At 59.7% G+C, this 22,952-nt stretch carries 23 protein-coding genes and 2 tRNA genes; 12 read left to right on the forward strand and 13 right to left on the reverse strand.

Translation table 11 applies throughout. The features are described 5' to 3' along the window. Positions 1–119: 119 nt before the first annotated feature. Positions 120–599 (forward strand): hypothetical protein, encoded by a 480-nt coding sequence (locus NOM06_RS00185; protein ID WP_255909038.1) that lies wholly within the window; start codon positions 120–122, stop codon positions 597–599. 1 nt (position 600) lies between these two features. On the opposite strand, the gene NOM06_RS00190 is transcribed toward NOM06_RS00185, so the two are convergent. Beyond that, entirely contained in the window at positions 601–1,080 is a 480-nt protein-coding gene (locus NOM06_RS00190) for a putative 4-hydroxy-4-methyl-2-oxoglutarate aldolase (protein WP_255909040.1), read from the reverse strand. Positions 1,081–1,122: 42 nt separating this feature from the next. Then, entirely contained in the window at positions 1,123–1,530 is a 408-nt protein-coding gene (locus NOM06_RS00195) for a DUF3293 domain-containing protein (protein ID WP_255909446.1), read from the reverse strand. A gap of 396 nt (positions 1,531–1,926) precedes the next feature. Here NOM06_RS00195 and arcA point away from each other — a divergent pair, with 396 nt between their 5' ends. Continuing rightward, on the forward strand, positions 1,927–2,646 hold the full coding sequence (gene arcA / locus NOM06_RS00200) for a two-component system response regulator ArcA (protein ID WP_005338193.1): 720 nt from the start codon (positions 1,927–1,929) through the stop codon (positions 2,644–2,646). A gap of 161 nt (positions 2,647–2,807) precedes the next feature. Here arcA and NOM06_RS00205 read toward each other — a convergent pair. Further along, positions 2,808–2,882 (reverse strand) — tRNA-Gly (locus tag NOM06_RS00205). A gap of 15 nt (positions 2,883–2,897) precedes the next feature. After that, positions 2,898–2,971: transfer RNA gene (locus tag NOM06_RS00210), tRNA-Gly, on the reverse strand. A 201-nt stretch (positions 2,972–3,172) separates the two neighbouring features. Between NOM06_RS00210 and cydD the strand changes: the two genes are divergently transcribed. The 4 genes from cydD (at position 3,173) to NOM06_RS00230 (ending at position 7,607) form a co-directional block, all read left to right on the forward strand. Beyond that, the gene (gene cydD / locus NOM06_RS00215; RefSeq protein WP_255909042.1) at positions 3,173–4,942 is read left to right on the forward strand and encodes a cysteine/glutathione ABC transporter permease/ATP-binding protein CydD; all 1,770 of its coding nucleotides are present in this window, start codon (positions 3,173–3,175) and stop codon (positions 4,940–4,942) included. Further along, on the forward strand, positions 4,935–6,665 hold the full coding sequence (gene cydC / locus NOM06_RS00220) for a cysteine/glutathione ABC transporter ATP-binding protein/permease CydC (RefSeq protein WP_255909050.1): 1,731 nt from the start codon (positions 4,935–4,937) through the stop codon (positions 6,663–6,665). The genes cydD and cydC overlap by 8 nt, the downstream gene beginning before the upstream one ends. A gap of 174 nt (positions 6,666–6,839) precedes the next feature. Continuing rightward, positions 6,840–7,211 (forward strand): Rcs stress response system protein RcsF, encoded by a 372-nt coding sequence (gene rcsF, locus NOM06_RS00225; protein ID WP_255909052.1) that lies wholly within the window; start codon positions 6,840–6,842, stop codon positions 7,209–7,211. A gap of 9 nt (positions 7,212–7,220) precedes the next feature. Continuing rightward, entirely contained in the window at positions 7,221–7,607 is a 387-nt protein-coding gene (locus NOM06_RS00230) for a DUF488 domain-containing protein (protein WP_255909054.1), read from the forward strand. A 159-nt stretch (positions 7,608–7,766) separates the two neighbouring features. Here the strand turns inward: NOM06_RS00230 and NOM06_RS00235 are convergent, their stop codons facing one another. Next, positions 7,767–8,765 carry an NAD-dependent epimerase/dehydratase family protein gene (locus NOM06_RS00235; RefSeq protein WP_255909057.1) on the reverse strand — a complete coding sequence of 333 codons (999 nt, stop codon included), beginning with the start codon at positions 8,763–8,765 and terminating at the stop codon, positions 7,767–7,769. Between the two features lie 213 nt (positions 8,766–8,978). On the opposite strand from NOM06_RS00235, the gene tsaA reads away from it, so the two are divergent. Both tsaA and NOM06_RS00245 read left to right on the forward strand, forming a co-directional pair. Further along, the gene (gene tsaA, locus NOM06_RS00240) at positions 8,979–9,683 is read left to right on the forward strand and encodes a tRNA (N6-threonylcarbamoyladenosine(37)-N6)-methyltransferase TrmO (protein ID WP_255909059.1); all 705 of its coding nucleotides are present in this window, start codon (positions 8,979–8,981) and stop codon (positions 9,681–9,683) included. Positions 9,684–9,971: 288 nt separating this feature from the next. Next, entirely contained in the window at positions 9,972–10,520 is a 549-nt protein-coding gene (locus tag NOM06_RS00245) for a cytochrome b (RefSeq protein WP_064341216.1), read from the forward strand. A gap of 76 nt (positions 10,521–10,596) precedes the next feature. Here NOM06_RS00245 and NOM06_RS00250 read toward each other — a convergent pair whose 3' ends face one another. Continuing rightward, positions 10,597–11,205: a polymer-forming cytoskeletal protein gene (locus NOM06_RS00250; protein ID WP_370688872.1), complete on the reverse strand. Its 609-nt coding sequence runs from the start codon at positions 11,203–11,205 to the stop codon at positions 10,597–10,599. Between the two features lie 156 nt (positions 11,206–11,361). On the opposite strand from NOM06_RS00250, the gene NOM06_RS00255 reads away from it, so the two are divergent. The 3 genes from NOM06_RS00255 (at position 11,362) to NOM06_RS00265 (ending at position 14,880) form a co-directional block, all read left to right on the forward strand. Then, a complete protein-coding gene (locus NOM06_RS00255; protein ID WP_040066247.1) occupies positions 11,362–12,036 on the forward strand; it encodes a response regulator transcription factor in 675 nt (224 codons plus the stop codon). Beyond that, the gene (locus NOM06_RS00260) at positions 12,036–13,421 is read left to right on the forward strand and encodes an ATP-binding protein (RefSeq protein ID WP_005338217.1); all 1,386 of its coding nucleotides are present in this window, start codon (positions 12,036–12,038) and stop codon (positions 13,419–13,421) included. The genes NOM06_RS00255 and NOM06_RS00260 overlap by 1 nt, the downstream gene beginning before the upstream one ends. A gap of 247 nt (positions 13,422–13,668) precedes the next feature. Continuing rightward, positions 13,669–14,880 carry an RsmB/NOP family class I SAM-dependent RNA methyltransferase gene (locus tag NOM06_RS00265; protein WP_047434271.1) on the forward strand — a complete coding sequence of 404 codons (1,212 nt, stop codon included), beginning with the start codon at positions 13,669–13,671 and terminating at the stop codon, positions 14,878–14,880. A 149-nt stretch (positions 14,881–15,029) separates the two neighbouring features. Here the strand turns inward: NOM06_RS00265 and NOM06_RS00270 are convergent, their stop codons facing one another. Beyond that, positions 15,030–16,358: an IS4 family transposase gene (locus NOM06_RS00270; protein WP_255909063.1), complete on the reverse strand. Its 1,329-nt coding sequence runs from the start codon at positions 16,356–16,358 to the stop codon at positions 15,030–15,032. 122 nt (positions 16,359–16,480) lie between these two features. Next, on the reverse strand, positions 16,481–16,825 hold the full coding sequence (locus NOM06_RS00275) for a Grx4 family monothiol glutaredoxin (protein ID WP_069555635.1): 345 nt from the start codon (positions 16,823–16,825) through the stop codon (positions 16,481–16,483). 288 nt (positions 16,826–17,113) lie between these two features. Here NOM06_RS00275 and sodB point away from each other — a divergent pair, with 288 nt between their 5' ends. After that, on the forward strand, positions 17,114–17,698 hold the full coding sequence (sodB, locus tag NOM06_RS00280; RefSeq protein ID WP_005334664.1) for a superoxide dismutase [Fe]: 585 nt from the start codon (positions 17,114–17,116) through the stop codon (positions 17,696–17,698). A 112-nt stretch (positions 17,699–17,810) separates the two neighbouring features. Here sodB and NOM06_RS00285 read toward each other — a convergent pair whose 3' ends face one another. The 5 genes from NOM06_RS00285 to NOM06_RS00305 all read right to left on the reverse strand — a co-directional run bounded on the left by NOM06_RS00285 (position 17,811) and on the right by NOM06_RS00305 (position 22,947). Further along, positions 17,811–18,623 carry a VacJ family lipoprotein gene (locus NOM06_RS00285; RefSeq protein ID WP_255909065.1) on the reverse strand — a complete coding sequence of 271 codons (813 nt, stop codon included), beginning with the start codon at positions 18,621–18,623 and terminating at the stop codon, positions 17,811–17,813. An 85-nt stretch (positions 18,624–18,708) separates the two neighbouring features. After that, positions 18,709–19,977 (reverse strand): c-type cytochrome biogenesis protein CcmI, encoded by a 1,269-nt coding sequence (ccmI, locus tag NOM06_RS00290; protein ID WP_255909067.1) that lies wholly within the window; start codon positions 19,975–19,977, stop codon positions 18,709–18,711. Then, a complete protein-coding gene (locus NOM06_RS00295; protein WP_255909069.1) occupies positions 19,974–20,453 on the reverse strand; it encodes a cytochrome c-type biogenesis protein in 480 nt (159 codons plus the stop codon). The genes ccmI and NOM06_RS00295 overlap by 4 nt, the downstream gene beginning before the upstream one ends. A gap of 11 nt (positions 20,454–20,464) precedes the next feature. Further along, entirely contained in the window at positions 20,465–20,995 is a 531-nt protein-coding gene (locus NOM06_RS00300; protein ID WP_255909071.1) for a DsbE family thiol:disulfide interchange protein, read from the reverse strand. Next, positions 20,992–22,947: a heme lyase CcmF/NrfE family subunit gene (locus tag NOM06_RS00305; protein WP_255909073.1), complete on the reverse strand. Its 1,956-nt coding sequence runs from the start codon at positions 22,945–22,947 to the stop codon at positions 20,992–20,994. The genes NOM06_RS00300 and NOM06_RS00305 overlap by 4 nt, the downstream gene beginning before the upstream one ends. Positions 22,948–22,952 lie beyond the last annotated feature (5 nt).

Here is a 22,952-nt window from a genome sequence, read left to right on the forward strand (position 1 = left end):
GCCTGTTTATCATGGCTGGCGCCCATGCCAAAGGATTTTATTGTGATCTCGCTTCACTTTACTACCAGCTGGCATGTGCCATGCTTAGGCTCAGTTCCGGACCCAGGGAGGGGAAACGAATGGTCAAATCGCTCATCATCACACTGCTTGCAACCTGCGCCAGCATGGCTGTTCAGGCCGCCGACTGGGCAGTGGTTCAGCCGCAATCCAACCCGTCTCTCTATGTCAAAAGTTACTCGGGTGTGCTGCTCAATGGCCATAGCCATCACAGCGACAGTTTTGATCTCTGGCTGGTCAATAGCGGCTATCAATATCCGGTGGTGGATGATGTGACCCTCTTTATGGAAGCGGGCCCGGCGGTGGCGGATCAGAATCGCACATCCGGTTTCAATATGAGTTCGGGGGTACGCTACCAGCTCTCTCCGGCATTCAATATCGGCAGCCAGATCAAGCATCTCGATCTCAACAAGGCCAGCACCCTGCTGGAGCTCAACTCCAGCCTACTGCTGACACCCAGACTCTCCCTCACCGCCAACTACGGCGTCAGCGCCATCACTGCCGATCAGGCGCTGAGCCTAGGGGTCGATTTCAACTTCTGAATCAGATCAGCGGCGTGGCACTCACCACCACGCCGTTGCGATCCGCATAGACGTAATCCCCTTCGTGGATGGTCACACCGGCAAAGCTGACCACGGTACCCAGCTCTCCCAATCCCCGCTTCTCGGTCTTGACCGGACAGGCCGCCAGCGCCTTGACCCCGAGTGCCAATGTCGCCAGGGTGCCCACATCCCGCGCCGCGCCGTGGATCAGGATCCCCTCCCACCCCTGCTCCACCGCCTTGACCGCCAGTTGATCGCCAAGCAGCGCACGGCGCAGCGAACCGCCGCCGTCGATCACCATCACCTTGCCGTGACCGGGGCGGGTCACCAGATCCCGCACCAGACTGTTGTCTTCATAACAGGAGAGCGTTACGGCGCGACCATAGAAGATGGCCTTGCCGCCAAAATCCTGAAACACCGGGTCAGCCACTTGCAGCAAGTCGCCATGTTGATCGCAGAGGTCGGGCAGGAGATCCAGCATGATTTGATTCCTTTCAGATGCATGAAGGTGTTCATTCTTTCATCAGGCAAGGTTTCTGGCAATCCAGAAGGATTCAATATTGCCCAAGCAAACTGCTGATTTATCCGTCAATACCGGTGTCAGCCAGAGCTGGCCATCGTCCACCCAGTAGAGAGCATTCTGGCCAAAACTCGCTGCCAGCTGACGAGCTTGTGGCAGGGATAGCGCCACCGCCAGCGATGACTCCTGCCAGCGTTCGTCCGGGTCAGATCCCCAAAACGGCCCCACTACGGGTACCTGCAAATCCACGGTCAGATGGCGCCACAGCGCCCGTTCCCGCCGTATATTGCGTCGTTGTGTGACCCACTGGCTGGCCGGATTCCAGGCTGTGATGATGGCAAAAGCAGACCAGTCTGGTGGCTCAAATGGCGCTATAAAGCAGATTTTCTTGTAGCTTTCCCACAAATTCATGTCAATCACATGTTACATTCCATTACATTTTGTAGGGGCGAAAACCCGGTTCAGGCCAAGTATGATGCAGCTGTACCAGGGTTTGACCTATATCAAATCAGAGTTAAAAAGTTGCTATCTGACGGCAAAGAGTGTTGTTATGCTCCTGTTAACTGATAAAATGCGGCCACTTTCGTAATGGACGACCTTTCCAGGCTCTGCTCGACCAGACTTGTCGGGAACCTATAAGTGGCACAGGGATACTTGCCGGTACTGATGCCTAATTCGCGATATTCCGACCTGACTCTCATACCCAGGATGACGTAATAAATTTTCAGGATCAGTCAGGAAATCGGTTTGAAACGCCAAAGAGTGTTAAATTTAAGATAATTAACTGATAAGAATCTGGGAATACTCATGCAAACACCACACATTCTGATCGTCGAAGACGAGCTGGTCACACGCAATACCCTGAAAAGCATTTTTGAAGCCGAAGGCTACATCGTGCTCGAAGCCAACAACGGCGACGAAATGCACCAGGCCCTCACTTCCCACACCATCAATCTGGTGATCATGGACATCAACCTGCCGGGCAAGAACGGCCTGCTGCTGGCCCGTGAGCTGCGTGAGAACGACAACATCGCCCTGATGTTCCTGACCGGTCGTGACAACGAAGTGGACAAGATCCTGGGTCTGGAGATCGGCGCCGATGATTACATCACCAAGCCGTTCAACCCGCGCGAGCTGACCATCCGTGCCCGCAACCTGCTGAGCCGCACCATGAACGTGGCTGCCGGTGGCGAAGAGAAGAAGCTGGTTGAGCGCTACCTGTTCAACGGCTGGGCGCTGGATATCAACAGCCGCGCACTGGTCAGCCCGACTGGCGACATGTTCAAGCTGCCGCGCTCCGAGTTCCGCGCCATGCTGCACTTCTGCGAAAACCCGGGCCAGATCCAGACCCGTGCCGAGCTGCTGAAGAAGATGACCGGCCGTGAACTCAAGCCCCACGACCGTACCGTCGATGTGACCATCCGTCGCATTCGCAAGCACTTCGAAAGCGTCAACGATACTCCGGAGATCATCGCCACCATCCACGGCGAAGGCTACCGGTTCTGTGGTGAGCTGGAGCAGGAATAAGCTCCCGCTACGCTGTTGATCTGAAAAGGCGCCTCGGGCGCCTTTTCTGTCTCTGCTGTTTGCCTTAAAGCTGAGAAACGGTAAGCGTGACGTCGAACGGCGCACAAGACAGATGATAAACAAAAAGCCCACTCGCAGGAGTGGGCTTTTTGTTTTGAAGCTGGAGCGGGCAGCGGGAATCGAACCCGCATCATCAGCTTGGAAGGCTGAGGTAATAGCCATTATACGATGCCCGCTTGGCATCTGAAATTTGGAGCGGGTGATGGGAATCGAACCCACGTATGCAGCTTGGGAAGCTACCGTTCTACCATTGAACTACACCCGCGTCAGGGCTTCTACTATATGCATTTTGCTGCCGAGCGCAATGGCGCCTCTGCCACTTTTTTCAATAAATCAATCTGTTCGGACAAGGATTGAACAGACGGTTGCTTTTTCAATCAAACATTTTCAACACAGATAATTTACAAGGTTGCCAAGGCCAAACGGCAAGGATAGTCTTGCGCCACTCGACGCGAGGATGGTGGTAATGGATAAAAAAACGCAAAAACGTCTCTATGGCTGGTTGCGCAAGCAATCGAGTCACGGTCGCCGCTGGATCACGATATCCATCGCTTTTGGCCTTGGCCAGGGCATTCTGATGGTGGCGCAAGCCTGGCTGCTGGCGACCCTGTTGCACGGCTTTATCATAGAAGGCTCCGCGCCTGAGCAATCCATCACGCTCTTTATTACCCTGCTGCTGGTGACGCTTGGCAAAGCGGCGCTGGCCTACGGCCGCGAAGTGGCCAGTTTCAAGGCGGGCAGCGCGGTGCGCCAGACCATCCGCCAGCTGGTGCTCACGCGCTTGAGTCGTCTCGGCCCTGCCTATATCCAGCGCCGCCCGGCCGGTAGCTGGGCCAGCCTGTTGCTGGAACAGATTGAAAACATGCAGGATTTTTTCTCCCGCTATCTGCCGCAGATGGCCATCGCCGTCTTTATTCCGGTGGTCATTCTGGTGGCCGTGTTCCCGGTCAACTGGGCGGCAGGTCTGATCCTGCTCGGCACTGCGCCCCTCATCCCCATCTTTATGATCCTGGTAGGTGTGGGCGCCGCCGATGCCAACCGCCGCAACTTTCAGGCGCTGGCCCGTCTCTCCGGCCACTTCCTCGATCGGCTGAAAGGGCTGCGTACCCTGCAACTCTTTATGCGTACCCAGGCAGAAGGTGACGCCATTCGCGACGCCTCGGAAGATTTTCGCGAGCGCACCATGGAGGTGCTGCGCCTGGCATTTTTGAGCACCGCAGTGCTGGAGTTCTTCGCCGCCATTTCAGTCGCGCTGGTCGCCGTCTACTTCGGCTTCTCTTATATCGACCATCTGAACTTTGGTAGCTATGGGGTAAAGGTCACCCTCTTTACCGGCCTGTTCGTGCTGTTTCTCGCCCCCGAGTTCTACGCCCCGCTGCGGGAACTGGGTGCCCACTACCACGCCAAAGCGCAGGCTATCGGTGCTGCCGAGCAGTTGCTGGAATTCCTAGAAGCCGAGGTGAGCGAGCCGGCCGCAGGCACAGCGCCGTTCCATGCCGACAGCCCAGTCAAGGTAGAAGCAAAAGGACTTGAAGTGCTGAGCGCCGAAGGCAAGGTGCTGGTCGGCCCCATCGACTTCACCCTGGAAGCCGGTTCGCGCACCGCCCTCATCGGCGTCAGCGGCGCAGGCAAGAGCTCGCTGGTCAACGCCCTGCTCGGATTTGCTCCCTATCGTGGCGAGCTCAAGGTCAACGGGCAGGAGCTTGCCACCCTCGACATGAGCCAGTGGCGCCTGCAGTTAGGCTGGCTCTCGCAAAACCCGCAGCTGTTCCACGCCTCCTTGCGCGACAACCTGCTGCTGGCCAAGCCAACGGCCAGCGATGCCGAGCTGGAAGATGCCCTGAAACGGGCACAGGCGTGGGAATTTGCCATGGAGAAGGGGCTCGACTATCCGATCGGCGATCAGGCCGGTGGCCTCTCGGTCGGTCAGGCCCAGCGTCTAGCACTGGCGCGAACCCTGCTCAAATCAACCCAGCTGATGGTGCTAGACGAACCAACCGCCAGTCTGGATCGCCACTCCGAACGCGCCATCATGACCACCCTCGAGCAGGCGATGGCTGGCCAGACCCTGCTGATGATCACCCACCGCCTCGACCAGCTTACCAAGATGGACAAGATAATGGTGCTGGCCCATGGCCAGCTGGTGGAGCAAGGCAGCTTCCAACAATTGAGTCAGGCGGATGGGCCTTTTGCCCGCCTGCTCTCCCAACGTTCCGGAGGTTCTCTCGATGAGTGATCTGTTGCCGTTTCTGCGCCTCTATCGCCAACACTGGCTCAGCCTCACCATTGGTTTGCTGCTGGCGCTGGTGACCCTGGCCGCCGGCATGGGGCTGCTCTCCCTCTCCGGCTGGTTCCTCTCCGCCGCCGCCGTGGCGGGGATGACAGTTGCGACGACCCATGCCTTTAACTACATGACCCCTGCAGGCGGGGTGCGCTTCTTCTCCATCGTCCGCACCGCCGGTCGCTGGGGTGAGCGGGTCGTGAGCCACGACGCCACCTTCAGGGTGCTGACCCGACTGCGGGTCTGGTTCTGGCAGAAACTCTCGCCGCTTTCCACCGGTACCTTGGCCGGTTTCCGTCAGGCGGATCTGCTCAACCGACTGGTGGCCGACATCGATGCAATGGATCACGTCTATCTGCGGCTGATCACCCCCATAGGCGCGGCCCTGCTCAGCACCACCGGACTGGTCTTCTTCCTGTCGTTTTTCGACAGTCGCCTCGCCCTCACCCTGGGGGCCATTCTGCTGTTTGGCATGATCGCCCTGCCGCTGGTGTTCTACTTCCTCGGCCGTCGCCCCGGTCAGGCGCTGATTGCCGAAAAATCGACCCTGCGTACCCGGATGGTGGACTATCTGGATGGTCAGGCCGAACTGCAGATGTTTGCCGCCGCCCCCAAGGCGCTGGTTGAGCTGCAACAAGCCGAGCAGGCGCTGCTCGCCGCGCAGGCCCGCATGGCCAAGGTAAGCGGGCTGGCCAACTTCTCGGTGCAACTGCTGAGCGGCTGGACCCTGACCCTGATGCTCTGGCTGGCCGGTCATGGGGTAGCGGGCGCTGCGCCCGACCCCATTACCGCACTGATGGTCTTTGCCACCCTGGCAAGCTTCGAGGCTCTGATGCCGCTGGCGGGGGCTTTCCAGCACCTATCCACCAGCCTCACCTCGGCCCGTCGTTTGAACGAGATCCTGCAAGAGGCCAAAGCCCCCGTGTGGGGCGACGAGCAGACCCATGCCACCGCTGGCGCGCTGCAGATCAATGACCTCTATTTTGGCTACCCCGGCAACCCCCAGCCGGTGCTGCGTGGCTGCACCCTGCAACTGCACGCCGGTGAAAAGCTGGCGCTGCTGGGCCAGACCGGCTGCGGCAAATCGACCCTGATGGGGCTGCTGACCCGAGAGTGGAGCCCGCAGGCTGGCAAGATCCTGCTGGGTGGCAAGCCGCTCACCGACTACAGCGAAGGGGCGCTGCGCGCCTCCATCTCGGTGGTGAGCCAGCGGGTGCATCTGTTTGCCGATACCTTGCGGGGCAACCTCAAACTGGCCGCCCCGACCGCCTCTGACGAGCAGCTGATTGCGGTGCTGACCCAGGTCGGGCTGGCCAATCTGCTGGAAGATGAGGCGGGCCTCGACGCCTGGCTCGGTGACGGCGGCCGCCCCCTCTCCGGTGGCGAGCGTCGCCGTATCGGTATCGCCCGCGCCCTGCTGCACAATGCGCCGCTCTGGCTGCTGGACGAGCCGACCGAAGGGCTCGACAGCCAGACCGAGCGGGAGATCATGGATCTGCTGTTCCGGCTTGGGGCAGATCGCACCTTGCTGCTCATCTCCCACCGTCTGCTGGGGATGGAGCAGATGGACCGGATTGCCCTGATGGAAGAGGGACAGATCCGCCTCTGCGCCCCTCACAACGAGCTGCTGGCGGATGATTACTACCGCAGCCTCTATCAGCGGCTGGCTCCGGTTTGATATCAGGCTGATATCAGCCTGATGGGGGTCACACCCTGACAAACGGGCGCAAAACGGGGCTGGTCGCCGCAGGCGGCTGGCCCCTATAATGTCCCCCTCATTATTCAACAAGATGCCGACATGGAGCGCCTGCGCATTTCTACTGTCCTCATCACCGACACAAGATACGAGACGATGAAACGCCTGATCCTGATGATGCCCCTGATTGCCTCCGGCTGTGCCAACTACGCCTTCAACAGCAATCTGGATAAAGAGAACTTCGACGAATACTTCAAACCCGGTAGCGTGCGCATCTATGAACAGAATGAGCTGGCTGACCTCAACTACCTCTACCTCGGCACCATCGAGGGTGAATCCTGCCAGGCCGATGCCAACCAGCCGGTGCCCAACGCCGGTGAAGCGCGCACCCTGGCCCGCCGCCGCGCAGCCGACATGGGTGGCAACGGCGTCACCATCGACAAGTGCGCCGAGTTCAGCGACACCCCGGGCTGCCTGAAACAGGTGATCTGCTACGGGCAGGCGCTGAAAGTAGCCGAAGAGAAGTAACCCGCTGTCATGGCCCTCGCTATCGTTCGCCTTGGCAGCCCGCGCCTGCCCGATGAGGGGCTGCGGATCGGCACGGTGCGCCGCCCGCCCCGCGGCGACCCCAAGAGCGAATTTGCCAGCCAGAACTGGTATGACGTCTGGTTTCCCAACCTTGCTCCCAGCAGCGATACCATGAAGCTGGGGCAGGCAGCCGAGACACCCGCCCAGTGGGCAGCGTTTGGCAAACAGTACAAGGCCGAGATGGCGCAACCTGCCGCCAGGCACGATCTGGCGCTGCTGGCCGCCCTCTCTCATACCACCAACCTCTCGGTCGGTTGCTACTGCGAGCAGGAGTCCCGCTGCCATCGCGCTATCTTGAAAGAGCTGCTGGTAGCCGCAGGCGCCGCCATCCGCTAACTCGGTGAGCGACAGCGATGGGATGGGGAATCGCGTCAGCCTGTATTCGGCAACCATCAGACATTGGATAGACAGAGAGGGCATCCCGCGGGATGCCCTCTCTCGTTGTATTCACACCTGCCGCGCCACGCTCGGTAGCAGCGGCTCGATGCACCTCTCCTATTGCAAACTGGGCTCCAGCAACTGCTGCCGCAGCGAAGTCTCCTCGGCCTGAGTCATGGCATTCGCCGCTACCCCGGCGGCAGGCTCGATGGCCAGCCAGTGGGCAAGGTCGGCGGCGGTCTCTTCCAGCGGCCGGAAGTTCAACCCGTGGACGATGGCCGCCTCGGCGCTTATAGAGCCGTAACCGGCAAACTCCGCCTGCGCGCAAGGCAGCAGGGTGGGATAGCTCTGCCAGGGCTCAATACCGGCTGCCATCAGGGTCGACCAGGGCAACCACTCGGGCTGGATGGGGCGGGCGGGCTGCAACCGGGCGCTCAGCCGCTCCAGCCAGTCGCAGAGGGTAATGCCGGGTTTGAGCAGGTTGAATATGCCCCCCAACTGCTGCTCGGCCGCGCGCAACACAAACTCGGCGCAGTCGCGCACATCGAGATACTGCAAGCGATCCTCACCACTGCCCGGCAGCAACCAGGGCCCGCCCTGCTGCACCCGCTTAATCCACCAGGCCATGCGCCCGGTAGGATCATGGGGGCCACACAGCACGCCCGGGCGCAGGATGCAAAGCCGCTCGCCCCAGCGGGCGCGATACTCCTGCTCGCACAACACCTTAAGGGGGCCATAGTCAGTGGGCATTTCACCTTCGGGGATAGCATGCAGCGGCGCCGACTCATTCATCCCGGGCATTGAGAAATCGCGATAGACGCTGATGGTGGAGATAAAGATCAGCCGCGCGCAGCGCCCGAGCAAAGCGGCCGAGAGGCTCGCCGCCTGCTCGGGACGATAGCAGCAGGTATCGATGACGAGATCCCACTGCAAACTGGCCCCTTGCAGGGCGCTCAGGCTCTTGTCCCTGTCGCCGGCGAGCTGCACCAGATCGCGCCAGTCCGGATGCTGGTGCAGGCCGCGGTTGAACAGCGTCACTTCATGGCCCCAATCCAGTGCCAGCGCGGTGAGGTGGCGCCCCAAAAAGCCGGTGCCACCGATAATCAGCAGTTTCATCCCTCTCCCTCCCCCTTCGGCGCGAGTGCGCACATTTCATCCTGACACGCCAGTTGCCTCCACCCTACGCAACTTGGCGCGCGGGCACAGCCCCCGACTGGCCGGGATGGGACAGGGATCACGGCAGCGCCGCAGAAAAGGGCGTAGTGAGGCCGAACCTGCGTTTTGGGGCCGCCTGTGCTAAATTGCCGGGGTTTTCAGTCAGGATCCGCCATGAAGTTCGAAATCGACACCCTCGGGATCATCCGCTCTCCCTACAAGGAGAAGTTCGCCATCCCCCGCCAGCCCGGACTGGTTAAATCGGCCCGCGCCCGCCTCGAGCTGCTCCCCCCTTACGATCAGCCGGATGTGCTGCGCGGCATCGAGCAGTTCTCCCATCTATGGCTCAGCTTCGTCTTTCACCAGACCATGGCGCAGGGCTGGCACCCGACGGTGCGCCCGCCGCGCCTTGGCGGCAACGAACGGGTCGGCGTCTTTGCCACTCGCTCCACCTTCCGCCCCAATCCGCTAGGTCTCTCGGTGGTCGAGCTGCACGGGATCGGCCGTGAGCGGGGCAAGCTGTGGCTGGAGCTGGGGGCGGTGGATCTGCTCGATGGCACCCCCATCGTCGATATCAAACCCTATATTCCCTATGCCGACAGCCTGCCGGATGCCCGTGGCGGCTTTGCCCCCGACGCCCCCACCCCGCCACTGGCGGTGAGCTTCAGTGCCGAGGCCGAGCAGCAGTTGCAACACTGGCTCAAGGCCCATCCCGAGCTGCGCCAGCTGGTAAGCGAAGTGCTGGCGCAAGATCCGCGCCCCGCTTACAAGAAGGGCAAACCCGATGAGAAGGAGTACGGGGTGCGGCTGTTTGACTGCAACGTCCGTTTTCGCATCAGCGAGCCGGATTGCGTGGTGCTGGCCATCGAGCCCGCCTGAACCTGGGCGGGCCGACATCACTGATGCTATTTCACGCCTTCTTCACGTCACAAGGGGCTTAATGAGCCTGTAAATTGTGTGGCATTGATCAGACTATCCACCCGGTTACCAGTGATACCATGCAGACAGCAGAGGGCATCTCCTCTCTGACTGATACCAGCGGCAGGCTGCCGGTGTATGGCAAGCATGGCTGCTCGGCAGTTGCCGCCAAGGGATCTGGCCTCGCCCCGACACGTTTGAGTGCGGGGATGCCACACGGATGTGACAGCACTTCGAAGGAACAAACCTATGCTGATGAACAGTGAACAACGTTATGGCACCCTGAATATCGGGCTGCACTGGCTGACCCTGTGGGCCATGATCGCCGTCTACGCCCTGATCGAATTTCGCGATATTTTCCCCAAAGGGGACCCTGGCCGGGATCTGATGAAGGAGTGGCACTTTATGCTGGGGCTGCTTATCTTCGCCCTGGTGTTTGTCAGACTGGCCCTGCGCTGGATGAGCCCGACGCCACGTATCGTGCCCGAGCTCTCCCCGGTCATGCACAAGCTGGCAAAACTGGCCCATCTCGCCCTCTACGGTTTTCTCATTCTCACCCCGCTGTTTGGCTGGCTGCTGCTGAGCGCTGCGGGCAAGCCCATCCCCTTCTTCGGGCTTGAGCTGCCTGCCCTGCTCTCCCCAAGTCCGGATCTCAAGGGACTGATCAAGGAGGTGCACGAGACGCTGGGCAATATCGGTTACGCCCTGATCGGCCTGCACACGGTGGCGGCCCTCTATCACCACCATATTCTCAAAGACAACACCCTCACCAATATGCTGCCGCCGCGCCGCAGCTAACGGGTGACAGAGAAACGCAGAGGGGGCCATCGTGGCCCCCTCTCTGTTTTCCTGAACAGCATTCTGGCAAACGGCATCACGCCTGCTTGGCCAGCTCCTCGGTCGGCTTGCCTTTCGGCTCGTGCGGCAGCTTTTTCACATTGCTCTTGCTCTCCGGCTGCTTGCTCCCGGACGAACTGTTTTCAGACAGGGCTTGCAACACGGGATCGGCCTTGCCGGCCACGGTGGGCTGGGACTGGCCAACAAAGTTGCCGCCCTTGCAGATGGAGAGACTGCCCCCCTTGAAGATCCCCTGCATCTTGCCGCTCTCCAGGATCTCCACCTCGGCGGAGGTACAGGTGCCTTCCAGCAGACCATTGATGATCACGTGGGGCGCACTCACCTCCCCCTCAACGCTACCGCCCTGCATGATGCGCAGCACACCACCGATGAGCTGGATGGTGCCATTGATCTGACCGCGCACCTCCAGATCCCCCTCCACCTGCAACTCGCCCTTGAAGCGGGCACCGGCTGCAATCACAGTGGCCCCGGCCGACCCAGTAGCCGCACCACCTTTGTTTCTTCCAAACATCCGTACTCTCTCCACCAACCACACAAGCAGAACCAGCGGCATCGGCGCCACTGGCCACAGAAAACAGGGCGACCCCAGCACGTAGAGCAGCAAGGCTGCCCCCCAGCATGCCATCGACAACCCGGACCATGGTTAAACGACCAGTTGGCGCGAACTCTGAAGTCCCGCTGATTCAGTCCCGATACAGCCGGGATGCATTAGGATTCGAATTGACTCGAAGCGACATACACTTTCTAATTGACAGCCTGGATCCCTATGACCGCTCACATCATGAAAATTCTGTTGGTCGAAGACGACAAGCTGCTCAATCACCACCTCTCCTCTCTGCTGACCGAAGCCGACAATCAGGTCTACAGCACCGACCAGGCCGGGATTGCACTGCACTACGCCGCCGACTATCCCATTGATGTGGCCATCATCGACCTCGGTCTGCCCGATATGGACGGCCTGCAACTGATCCGGCAACTGCGCGAACGGCAGATCCCCTTCCCCATCATTGTGCTGACCGCCCGAGGCAACTGGCAGGACAAGGTCGAAGGACTGGAAGCAGGTGCTGATGACTATCTGGTCAAACCGTTCCAGAAAGATGAGCTGCTGGCCCGACTCAACGCGCTGGTGCGCCGCAGCGCCGGTTTTATCTCGCCCAAGGTGAAGGCCGGTGATTACGAGCTGGATCTCTCCCGCAAGGAGCTGACCATCGCCGGAGAAGTGGCGGTGCTCACCAGCTTTGAATACCTCATTCTGGAGTACCTGATGCGCAATGCCCGTCAGGTGGTCTCCAAGCAGCAACTGCTCGACCAGCTCTACGGCGACGGCGAAGGGGACCCCAACACCATCGAGGTGATGGTGAGCCGCCTGCGCAAGAAGCTGGATCCGGAAGGGACGATTCAACCCATCTCCACCATCCGGCGTCAGGGTTACATCTTCAACCTCTCCTGTAACTGATGCAGTTTCATCTGCCGCGCCCCATCAAGATGATCCGCAGCTCACTGCACATCAAACTGCTGCTCAGCTCGCTGCTGGTGATCGCACTGATCATGGGGTTTGCCGTCTACGCCCTCTACCTCGGCCACGTCGAGGAGCAGACCCAGAAGGCCAGCGCCCGGATGCAGGAGAACCTGGCCAAGCTGTTTTCCTCCACCGAGCCGGATGACAAGGGGTCGAACGTCGAGCTGGGGCGGATATCCCGTGGTGCGGGGGATCGCAACCTCGATACCCTGATCTGCCGCGCCGATGGCGATCTGGTCTGGTCGAGCCTCCATATGCCGGAGGTGATCAAGGCCAAACAGACCATCTGCGGCGATCTGATGAAGTATCTGGGGGGGATGGATCTCGACTACTTCTTCAAGAAGCACACCATCAAGAACGGCGAGAGCTACTTCGTCTACAGCCTGCGGTTTATCCGCAATCCCGGCAGCGGCACCACCGCCTACTACGTGGTGATGATCGACTCGGCCAAACGCTACCACGAAGAGTCCCGCACCTATCTCTACCAGACCGCCAAACAGGCGCTGCTCGCCTATATGCTGCTGGCCGGGCTGCTGCTGCTCACCACCTTCTGGAGCCTCAGCTCCCTGCGCACCATCGCCCGTCAGATCGACGATATCCGGGCCGGCAAGCGCGATGACCTCTCAAGCGATTTTGAGCGGGAGCTGGCCCCGCTGACCGACTCCATCAACCAGCTGCTGGAGAACGAACGCCAGCAGACCCAGCGCTACCAGCACGCCCTCAACGATCTCGCTCACAGCCTGAAAACCCGGCTGGCGCTGATCCAGATCACCACCCGCGAAGTGAAGCTGGGGCGGGAGATCCACGACAACATCAACGAGCAGATCCTCACCATGGATCAGATGATCCAGTATCAGCTCAGACGGGCCGTGACCGGCCGCCAGCGCCTTGCCAGCAAGGGCACCGAGCCGGTACCGCTGATTGAAAAACTGCTGGCCAGCCTGACCAAGGTCTATCGCCACAAAAAGCTGCAAACCCACTTCAAGTTCGACGATGACGCCCTCTTCCACGGCGAACAGGGCGACCTGATGGAGCTGATGGGTAACCTGCTCGACAATGCCTGCAAGTTTGCCATCAGCGAAGTGAAGGTGACGGTGCGTCGCCATCTCGAGCGGCTGCGTATCGAAGTGGAAGATGATGGCCCGGGAATCGATCCGGCCAAATCGGAGCAGATCTTCCAGCGCGGCGTGCGGGCAGACAGTTCACCCGGTCAGGGCATAGGTCTGGCGGTGGTGACCGAAATCGTCCACAGCTATGGCGGCCAGATCCGGGTCGATGAATCCCCCCTCGGCGGCGCCCGCTTTACCCTGGACTTGCCCTGATCGGCATTGCCCTGCTCAGCCTCGCCAGTGATGGCCCTACCACAAGGCCCCCAACCTCGGGGGCCTTGTGAAAGGGCAAACAAAAACATATTACGGGCTCGCAAGAACAATCCCCCATCTATCATTCCAGCATGGGGAGTGTTGCGCCAACCCCGTCTAACCCCTATCATTGCGCGGATTTGTCAATTTTAGAACTGCCCCTCTTCACAAAGGTGCGGTTCATCTTTATCTGGCCAAGGTTAATCTCATGCTCAAATCCCCACTGTTGCCCCGTTTCGGGGATCTGGTCGTTGCCATTGTTGACGATGTGCTCGGTCAGGGTCTTACCCTCGACCGCGCCTATGCCCGTCACTTCTCAGGCATCGAACTCAAACCGCAAGAACAGGCAAGGATTGCCCTGGTCACCGGCGACCTGCTGCGCCGTCTCAGCCTCTATTGCTTCCTCACCGGCATTCAGGTGCGTCAGGCCGAAAAGAATGTCTGGCCGCTGCTACACAGCTGGCATGCCTTCCACAAAATTGCCCAGCCCAACCACCCGACCCTGGATCGCTTCAATGAAGAGGCATTCCGCCGCCGTCTGACCGAGGCGAAGAAGAACCCGGTATTGATGGATGGTTGCCCGAGCTGGCTGGAGAAACTGGGTAGCGAGCAGCTGGGTGAAGCCTGGCCTGCCGAGCGTGCCGCCCTGGCCTGGATGCCCAAGCGATACCTGCGGGTCAACACCCTCAAGTGCACCCGTGATGAACTGCAAGCCATGCTGGCCAAAGAGCAGGTCACCACCATTCCGGTTGAAGGTGTGGAGACTGCCCTGCAGGTCACCTCTGACGCCGCCCTGTTCCGTACCAAGGCCTTTGCCGATGGTTGCTTCGAACAGCAGGACGCAGGCTCCCAGCTGGTTGCTGCTGCGCTGGAAGTTGCCCCAGGCATGCGCGTTATCGACGCCTGCGCCGGTGCCGGTGGCAAGACCCTGCATATCGCCGCCATGATGCAGGGCAAAGGCCGTCTGCTGGCAATGGATGTGGAAGAGTGGAAGCTGGAGAACCTCAAGCAGCGCGCCCGTCGCGCCGGTGCCCACAACGTGGAGACCCGGGTCATCACCAGCAGCAAGACCGTCAAGCGCCTCAAAGAGAGCGCCGACCGCGTACTGCTTGACGTGCCCTGTTCCGGTCTTGGCGTACTCAAGCGCAATCCGGATGCCAAGTGGCGTGATACCGCCGAGCGTCTGCCGGTGCTGGTCGCGCTGCAAGAAGAGATCCTGCAGCGTTACAGCCAGATGGTGAAAGTCGGCGGCCTGCTGGTCTATGCAACCTGCTCCATCCTGCCCGAGGAGAACCGCCAGCAGGTGGACAAGTTCCTCGCCGCCAACGAAAACTTCCGTCTGCGTGACGATCACACCGTGAGCCCGTCCGAGACCGGCTTCGACGGCTTCTACATGGCGCGTATCGAACGGATCGCCTGAGCTGCCCGATGACCATATAGACAAAAGTGGCTGCCATTGGCAGCCGCTCTGTTTTGGCTTGCTGACTCACTCCCGACGGGGGTTACAGTGTGTGCGGCTTGCATCGCCAGCAAATAAAAAAGGGAGCCATGATGGCTAATGCCAGTCAGTTAAGCCTGACTGGCATTGTTTTTATTGGCTTTTTGCACCGCATACTTCTGTGGCCTTGCCTTCACACTGCGGGGGTAACTCCGCTCCCTTCGCTCCGGTAATACAAACTGCCCCGCCTGCTTCTCCAGCTCCGCCACCCGCTTCGGGATACTCCCCGGTGACAGGTACGGCATGCAGCTCAGTTCATGGATGAGGTACACCGATGCCATGTGAAAACTCAGCTGGCTCGCCGTGTATCCCTTCAGACTCGCCGCCATCTTTACCATCTGGCTGCGCAGCAGGTTGTACGCCAGCAGCACGCCCCACAGCTCTTGCCGTATCCCCGCCGCCTTCTTGCTGCGTAGGGTCAGCCGGTGTTGTTGCAGGCTGTGCTTCATCTCCCGATAGCCCAACTCGATTTCCCAGCGGTGGCTGTAGAGCTCAACGATATCGGCCCCCGGGAAACGCATCGGGTCGACCATTGAGGTCAATATTTGGCGCGCCTTGCCATTGATGTTGCGGGTCAGCAAGCGGGCTTCCACTGTGTCCGGCAGGTGCGGCCACTTCTTCCTCGCTTGTGGACTGGGTTTGAGACGCACCAGGGCATCCTGACGCCCCAGCTTGCGCACCACCTCGTATTGGGTGCCCTTTTTGAGCGGCAGCAACCAGTGCCGCTCAACGCCCGCACTCTGCCATGCGTGGAGCAGGCCGAGGGAGTAGAACCCCTTGTCGAACAGGGTGAGCGAGTGGTCCGGTGTGCGCGCGATGAGTTGCTCGGCCAGTACCATCTCGCTGACGGCGCAGCTCTCCATGACGGCTTGCGTGAGTAGGTGGCTGGTCAGCTCCATCTGACAGAGCATGCGCACCTGCGGATAAGCGGTCTCCCCATGCTGGGTGCCAGGTTTGGCAAAGGCTGCGACATTGTCCGGGGTATCGGGTGTGCGCCACATCACGCCATCGACGGCGAGCAGTTGCAGCCCGGCCCAACCGGAATGATTAGCCTGCTGGTGCCAGCGCGAGGCGGTCTCGTGAAACAGGCGTTCGATGCTCTTGTCCCCCAGTTTTTGGCGAGCTTGCAGGAAGGCGCTGGGGGCGACAAAGGGACGGTCGCCGGGCAACAGGATATCAAGCTGATTGACCAGCTGGGTCATGGGGACGTGGCGGAAGATAGCCATGCCAATGATGGCCCAGACCAGACGCTCCATGGGCATACGGCGACGACGCAGGGTAGCGACGCCCTCTTCGCCGAGCAGAGTGGTGATGAGCTCGTTGGGAATGAGGTCGGAGAGTGACTCAAACTGAGCGGCATTGCTAGCGTGGAGGAAGTCGAGAGCTTGGTCGATACGCATAAAAAATCCGAAACCAATCAACAGGTTTCGGATTTTCACACATCAGAAGGATCGGTCAATGGGTCCTTAACTGATCGGCATTAAGCCATGATGGCTCCCTTTTTAGCGATGTGAACACCCGCTTATTCAGCAGCAGCGTCATCCTGCTTGTACTTGGCAGCAGTCTCTTTGATCAGAGCCTGCAACTCGCCAGCCTGGAACATCTCGATCATGATGTCACAGCCACCGATCAGCTCACCTTCAACCCACAGTTGGGGGAAGGTCGGCCAGTTGGCGAATTTTGGCAATTCGGCGCGGATATCCGGATTCTGCAGGATATCAACGTAGGCAAACGGCTCGCCGCAGGACATCAGAGCCTGGGAGGCCTGGGCAGAGAAGCCACAGCTGGGTAGCTTGGGGGAGCCCTTCATGTAGATGATGATGGGGTTGTCAGCCAGCTGCTGCTTAATCTTTTCAATAGTTTCCATAGGTGCCTCACTAGAGCGATTTCGGCGGCCATTCTACTGCAATCTTGCCCGAGCACAAACTGACAAAGGGGTGACCCGGCTCGAATTGCGCAAAGAACCCACACAGGATTGATCGTGATCATGGCGCCAATCAAGAGTTGTTAGGCCATCTTTGATACTGCTACAATCCCTTGGCTTTGGGCTACCCAGCCCCATCATTTTAAAAACAACTCTTTTCACATATAGAAAAGAGTACGCAATGTCTTGCAACCGTCGCCTTCGCACGGTCCAGCCAATGGAGAGTAGAAAATGGCATTCGAACTTCCCGCTCTGCCCTATGCAATCAACGCTCTGGAACCGCACATCTCCCAGGAAACTCTGGAATATCACCACGGCAAGCACCACAACACCTACGTGGTCAACCTGAACAATCTGGTGCCGGGTACCGAGTTTGAAGGCAAGTCTCTGGAAGAGATCATCAAGACCTCCAACGGCGGCATCTTCAACAACGCCGCTCAGATCTGGAACCACACCTTCTACTGGCACTGCCTCTCCCCGAATGGCGGTGGCGAGCCGACTGGTGCCCTAGCTGATGCCATCAACAAGGCATTCGGCTCCTTCGCCGAGTTCAAAGATGCCTTCACCAAATCTGCCATCGGCAACTTCGGTTCCAGCTGGACCTGGCTGGTGAAGAAAGCTGACGGCTCTCTGGCTATCGTCAACACCTCCAACGCTGGCTGCCCGCTGACTGAAGCCGGTACCACCCCGCTGCTGACCGTTGACCTGTGGGAGCACGCCTACTACATCGACTTCCGCAACCTGCGTCCGAAGTACATGGAAACCTTCTGGGCTCTGGTTAACTGGGAATTCGTGGCCAAGAATCTGGCTGCCTAATCAGCCTCGCTTGCCAAAACGCCCCGCACTGCGGGGCGTTTTTTTATCTCGATATGGCTGCGAAAATGAATAAGGCGCCCGCTGGCGCCTTTTACATATCGAGATAACCCGCTTACTGGTCCAGCTCGTCCATGTATTCATCCAGATTGGCATCGTCAGCCTGCTCTTGCTGAGACGCTTTCAGCTCGGTCTGCTTGCCCGTCACCTTGCCCTGGTTATATTGCAGGTAGAAGTCCTTGGTCAGCGCATAAGGATCGAGGGAGTTGTCGATGATCCGCTCCTGATCGATCAGCTTGGCACGTGTGCCCAAGCCATCTAGGGCCCAGTGTGCAACCTTCATCGGGAAGGTTAACAGGGCATAGGGGAAGTAGAAGCTGTCAATCGTATCGCCAACCAGCTCCCGGGTGGTGGTCGGGCCGTAGACAGGCACCATGATGTAGGCACCATTACCGATATCGGCCCTGCCCAGCACTGTGTCCATTTCCAGCTTGTTACGCTCGAGGCCAGCATGTTTGGCCACATCGAAGATACCCAGCAGACCGACCGTGGTGTTGAGGGTAAAGCGCCCCAGGTTGGTGCCCGCCCCCTTCAAATCACCGGTGATCAGATGGTTTACCATGCTGCTTGGCTCATCAAAGTTGGCAACAAAGTTGGCAATGCCATCCTTCACCCCTACCGGAATGTAGCGGGCATAGGCATGTACCACTGGACGTGCCACATAGGGCTCCAGCACATCATAGTTGACCGCCCACATGGCCCGGTTGGCCCCCTGGAAGGGATCGCGGGGATCGGCCGCCGTACTGGTGGCACCCGGATTATTCATGCCGGGATTGAGATCCAGACTCTCTGGGCCAGGCTTGGGTGGGCCACCGGCACAGCCAGCCAGCAAGAGGGCTGCCAGTATGGCCCCTGAACGAAGATACATATGATAGTCCTGACGTTTTATTTTGATTTATCAGAAGTATAGATAACCCGGCTCCTATCCAGGAGCCGAGTTATCCAAAGGCATATTAGAGGGCGTGATCGATGCGGATGTCAATCGGAGCAGCAGGGATCTCGGCCGTCTTGACCGGCACGGATACCCCTTCGAAGGCTCCTTCCTTGTTCATCACATTGCCACCGCGCGAGAGACGTGCCTTGAACTGCAGCTCCGGATAGGCCGCCAGTTTGCTGCCTTCCATCATGGCATCGCCATCCCCGAGTGACAGGGTTACAGGCAAGGTTGGCCCTGCGATACGCTTCACGGCGATGGGCATGGGCGGCCCGTTGGGCACCACGGCAAAGACGAAGAGATGGGCATCTTCCGGCATCTGAATGCCCGTCGCCAACGTGACGTGGATGGGGAACTCCCCCTCCTTCACCGCGAGCGGTTTTCCCTCAGCTTCGCCCGCGTTGGCTGCGCCTGAATTCGTCACCTCGATGCCGCGCTGTTTAAGCTGCGCGCGGGCATACTCCATGGAGCGCTCGACCATCACGTAACGGGGAGTGCCTTTCTCCATCAGTGGCAACATCGCCTGCCAGCGAGCCAGCGCGGTCTGGAAGTCGTCTTTTTGCAGCGCCATAAAGGCATAGACGGAACGCGCTTCAATATTGTCCGGATCCTGCGCGATAGCAGCCTGCAACAGGGCATCAGCTTGCGCCTCATCCCCCGTCATCATCAGCGCCTGCGCATAGGGCACCGCCACCAGCGACTTCTGGGGGGCAAGCGTGTAGGCCCTCTCCAGCGCCTCGTTGGCCATCTCGGGATCATTTCCATCCAGCGCCAAGCGTCCCAGCAGCAGCCAGCCGCGGTAGTCGTTCGGTTCATCCTTGAGGCGGGTACGCAGTGCCAGCGTGAAATCCAGCAGATCCTGCTCGGTCACCTGGGCATCGCGTTCCACCAGAATGCGGTTGCTCAGCTCGCCAAGACGGCTGCTGGCATCTTGCCAGCGACTCACCTCTTGCCAGGAGCCCAACTTGTAGTAGAGCCCCAGACTTACCACCAACAGCACCAGCACACCCGGGATCCAGATCAGACTCTTGCCACTGCGGGCAGTCTGCTCCACATCGGGAATATCATCCAAGAGACTTCGTTGCAGCTCGACCAGCGAGTCGGACTCCTCAGCCAGGATACCCTGTTCACGCTCTTCGCCAATCTCCAGCAGCCGCTGGCGATAGAGCTGTTTGTTGAGCGCCGAGCGACTGATGCTCTGTTTGCCTTCACCACGCCACAGCGGCACGACGAGCGCCAGACTCACCAGCACCAGCAAGCCCGCAATCACTATCCAAAAAGCGGTCATTGTTTCTCTTCCTCTTTGAGCAGCTCGGCCAGTCGGCGCTGCTCCTCCTCGCTCAAGGCGTTATCCAGTTGTTTTTTCACCGCAGAGGGCCGGCGACTACGCATCACGACCACGGCGCCACCGATCAGGATCACCATCAGCGGGCCGAGCCAGAGGATCAGGGTGGAGGCCATCAGGGGCGGGTTATAGAGGATAAAGTTGCCGTAGCGGGCCACCATGTAATCCACTATCTCCTCTTTATCCTTGCCCTCGCGCACCATCTGGTAGGTCTTGTCGCGCAAATCCTTGGCCAGCCCCGCATTGGAGTCGGCGATATCCTGGTTCTGGCACTTGGGGCAACGCAGCTCCTTGGTCAGTTCGCGAAAGACCTGCTCCTGATTGTCGTTGTCGAAGGTGTAGACATCGATAGCGGCCATGGCGGGTGCTTGCACCACCCATCCCAGCAACAGCAGCAGGGAAGCAATAAATACTCTCATCAAGACTCCCCTCACTTCATGGCATCAAAGATGGGTTTGAGGGTCGACCCCCAGTTCTCGGGGTTGATATCCCCCACGTGGCGATACCGGATGATCCCCTTGCTGTCGATAAAGAAGGTTTCCGGCGCGCCATATACCCCGAGATCCAGCCCCAGCATGCCGTCCGGATCATAGAGGTTGACCTGATAGGGGTTGCCTAGCTCCGCCAGCCATTTGATCGCCTTGTCGCGCTCATCCTTGTAGTTCATGCCGATGATGGGAATACCCTGCCCCGCCAGCTGTTTGAGGTAGGTGTGCTCGCCATAGCAGGTCGGGCACCAGGTGGCCCAGACGTTGAGCAGCATGGGGCGACCGGTCAGGATACTGCGATCGTGCTGCTTGTTCAGATCGTAAATGTCCTGCAGAGTGAACACCGGCACCTCTTTACCCACCATCACGGACTCAAGCTTGGTGGGATCGGAGTAGAGCCCTTTGAACAGGAACACCGCCCCCAGCAAAAAGACGATAAAGGGGATTAAAAACAACCAGGTCTTTTTGTTCATGCCTTGGCCTCCTCCTCACGACGGCCGAAACGGTAACGCTTGTCGAGCATCGCCAGCACGCCACCAATAGCCATAAAGACGCCGCCGAACCAGACCCAGCGCACGAACGGCTTGTAGTAGATCCGCACCGCCCAGGCACCGTTGTCGAGTTGTTCGCCAAGGGCGGCGTAAAGGTCACGGGTAATGCCGGCATCGATGGCCGCCTCGGTCATCGGCATCCGGGTCACCTTGTACATCCGCTTCTCCGGCTTGAGCATGGCCACCTGCTTGCCATCCTTGTGCACTTCCAGCACGCCTTTAAAACCGTCGTAGTTGGGGCCGTTCTTCTCCTTGATGCCGGTGAAGACAAACTCGTAATCGGCAAAATGGACTCGATCCCCCGCCTGCATCCGCAAATCTTTCTCGATGCTGTAGTTCTGGGTACAGGCGATGCCGATGATGCTGACTGCCAGCCCTACATGGCCAAGGATCATGGCCCAGTGGCTGTTGCCCAGCTTGCGAACCCCGATGGCAAGGCTGTGCTTGTGGGTAGCGCGCGCCCAGGTCTCCTGCACGCTGGTTACGATGATCCAGGCGCCCAGACCAATCCCTACCGCCGCCCACGGCTTGAAGGTTTCGGCAAAGAGCAGCGGCAACAGCAAGGCTGCGGCCAGACTCAGCACCAGTGCCACGAGCACCTTGCTTTTGAGTTCCCCCAGCTCCTGACGACGCCAGCGAAACAGCGGGCCAACCCCCAGCAGCAGGGCAAACGGGATGATCAACCAGCTGTAGATGTGGTTGAAGAAGGGAGTACCGATAGAGATGCTCCCCAACCCCAGCTCCTTGTGCACCAGCGGCAACAAGGTGCCGAGCAGCACGGTCAGCAGACCCGCCACCAGCATGATGTTGTTGCAAAGCAGCAGGGTCTCGCGACTCCACAGCTCGTGTTTGCCGTGGCTCTTCACCTGCGAGCCTTTGAAGGCAAACAGCAGCAAGGATGAGCCAATCACCGCCAGCAGGAAGCCGAGAATAAACAGACCGCGGGTCGGATCGGAGGCAAACGCATGCACCGACACCAACACGCCGGAGCGTACCAGGAAGGTACCCAGCAGGCTCAGCGAGAAAGCTGAGAGGGCCAGCAGCACGGTCCACGCCTTGAAGGTGGCGCGCTTCTCGCTCACCGCCAGCGAGTGCAGCAGAGCGGTACCCGCCAGCCAGGGCATAAACGAGGCGTTTTCTACCGGATCCCAGAACCACCAGCCGCCCCAACCGAGCTCGTAGTAAGCCCACCAGGAGCCGAGCACGATGCCGAGGGTCAGGAATACCCAGGCCGCCATGGTCCAGGGGCGCGACCAGCGGGCCCAGGTCGCATCGAGACGGCCGGTCATCAGCGAAGCAATGGCAAAGGCAAACGCCACCGAGAAGCCCACATAACCCATGTAGAGCATAGGCGGATGGAAGATAAGACCCGGATCCTGCAGCAGCGGATTGAGGTCACGACCATCTACCGGGAAATAGGGCAAGGTGCGGGTGAAGGGATCGGAGGTGAACAACACGAAGGCAGTGAAGCCGACCGAGATCAGCCCCAGCACACCGAGTACCCGAGCCACCGCATCGAGCGGCAGACGGCGGCTGAACATGGCTACCGCCGCGGTCCAGCCACCCAAGGTCAGTACCCACAGCAGCAGGGAGCCTTCGTGGGCGCCCCACACCGCCGAGATGCGATAGGCGAGCGGCAGCAGGCTGTTGGAGTTAGTGGCCACATACTGCACGGTGAAGTCATTATCGATAAAAGCCCAGGTCAGGCAGAGAAACGACAGCAGCAGCAACAAGAACTGGGCATAGGCGAGCGGACGGGCCGCCGACATCATGCCAAGACGCCCCCAACTGGCGCCCAGTAGTGGGTAGCTCCCCAGCAGCAGGGCGGTGGCAAAGGCCAGGATCAGCGCAAACTGACCTAATTCCGGGATCATGAAGG

The organism is Aeromonas sp. JL9 (assembly GCF_024436075.1).
Lineage (GTDB): Bacteria > Pseudomonadota > Gammaproteobacteria > Enterobacterales > Aeromonadaceae > Aeromonas > Aeromonas veronii.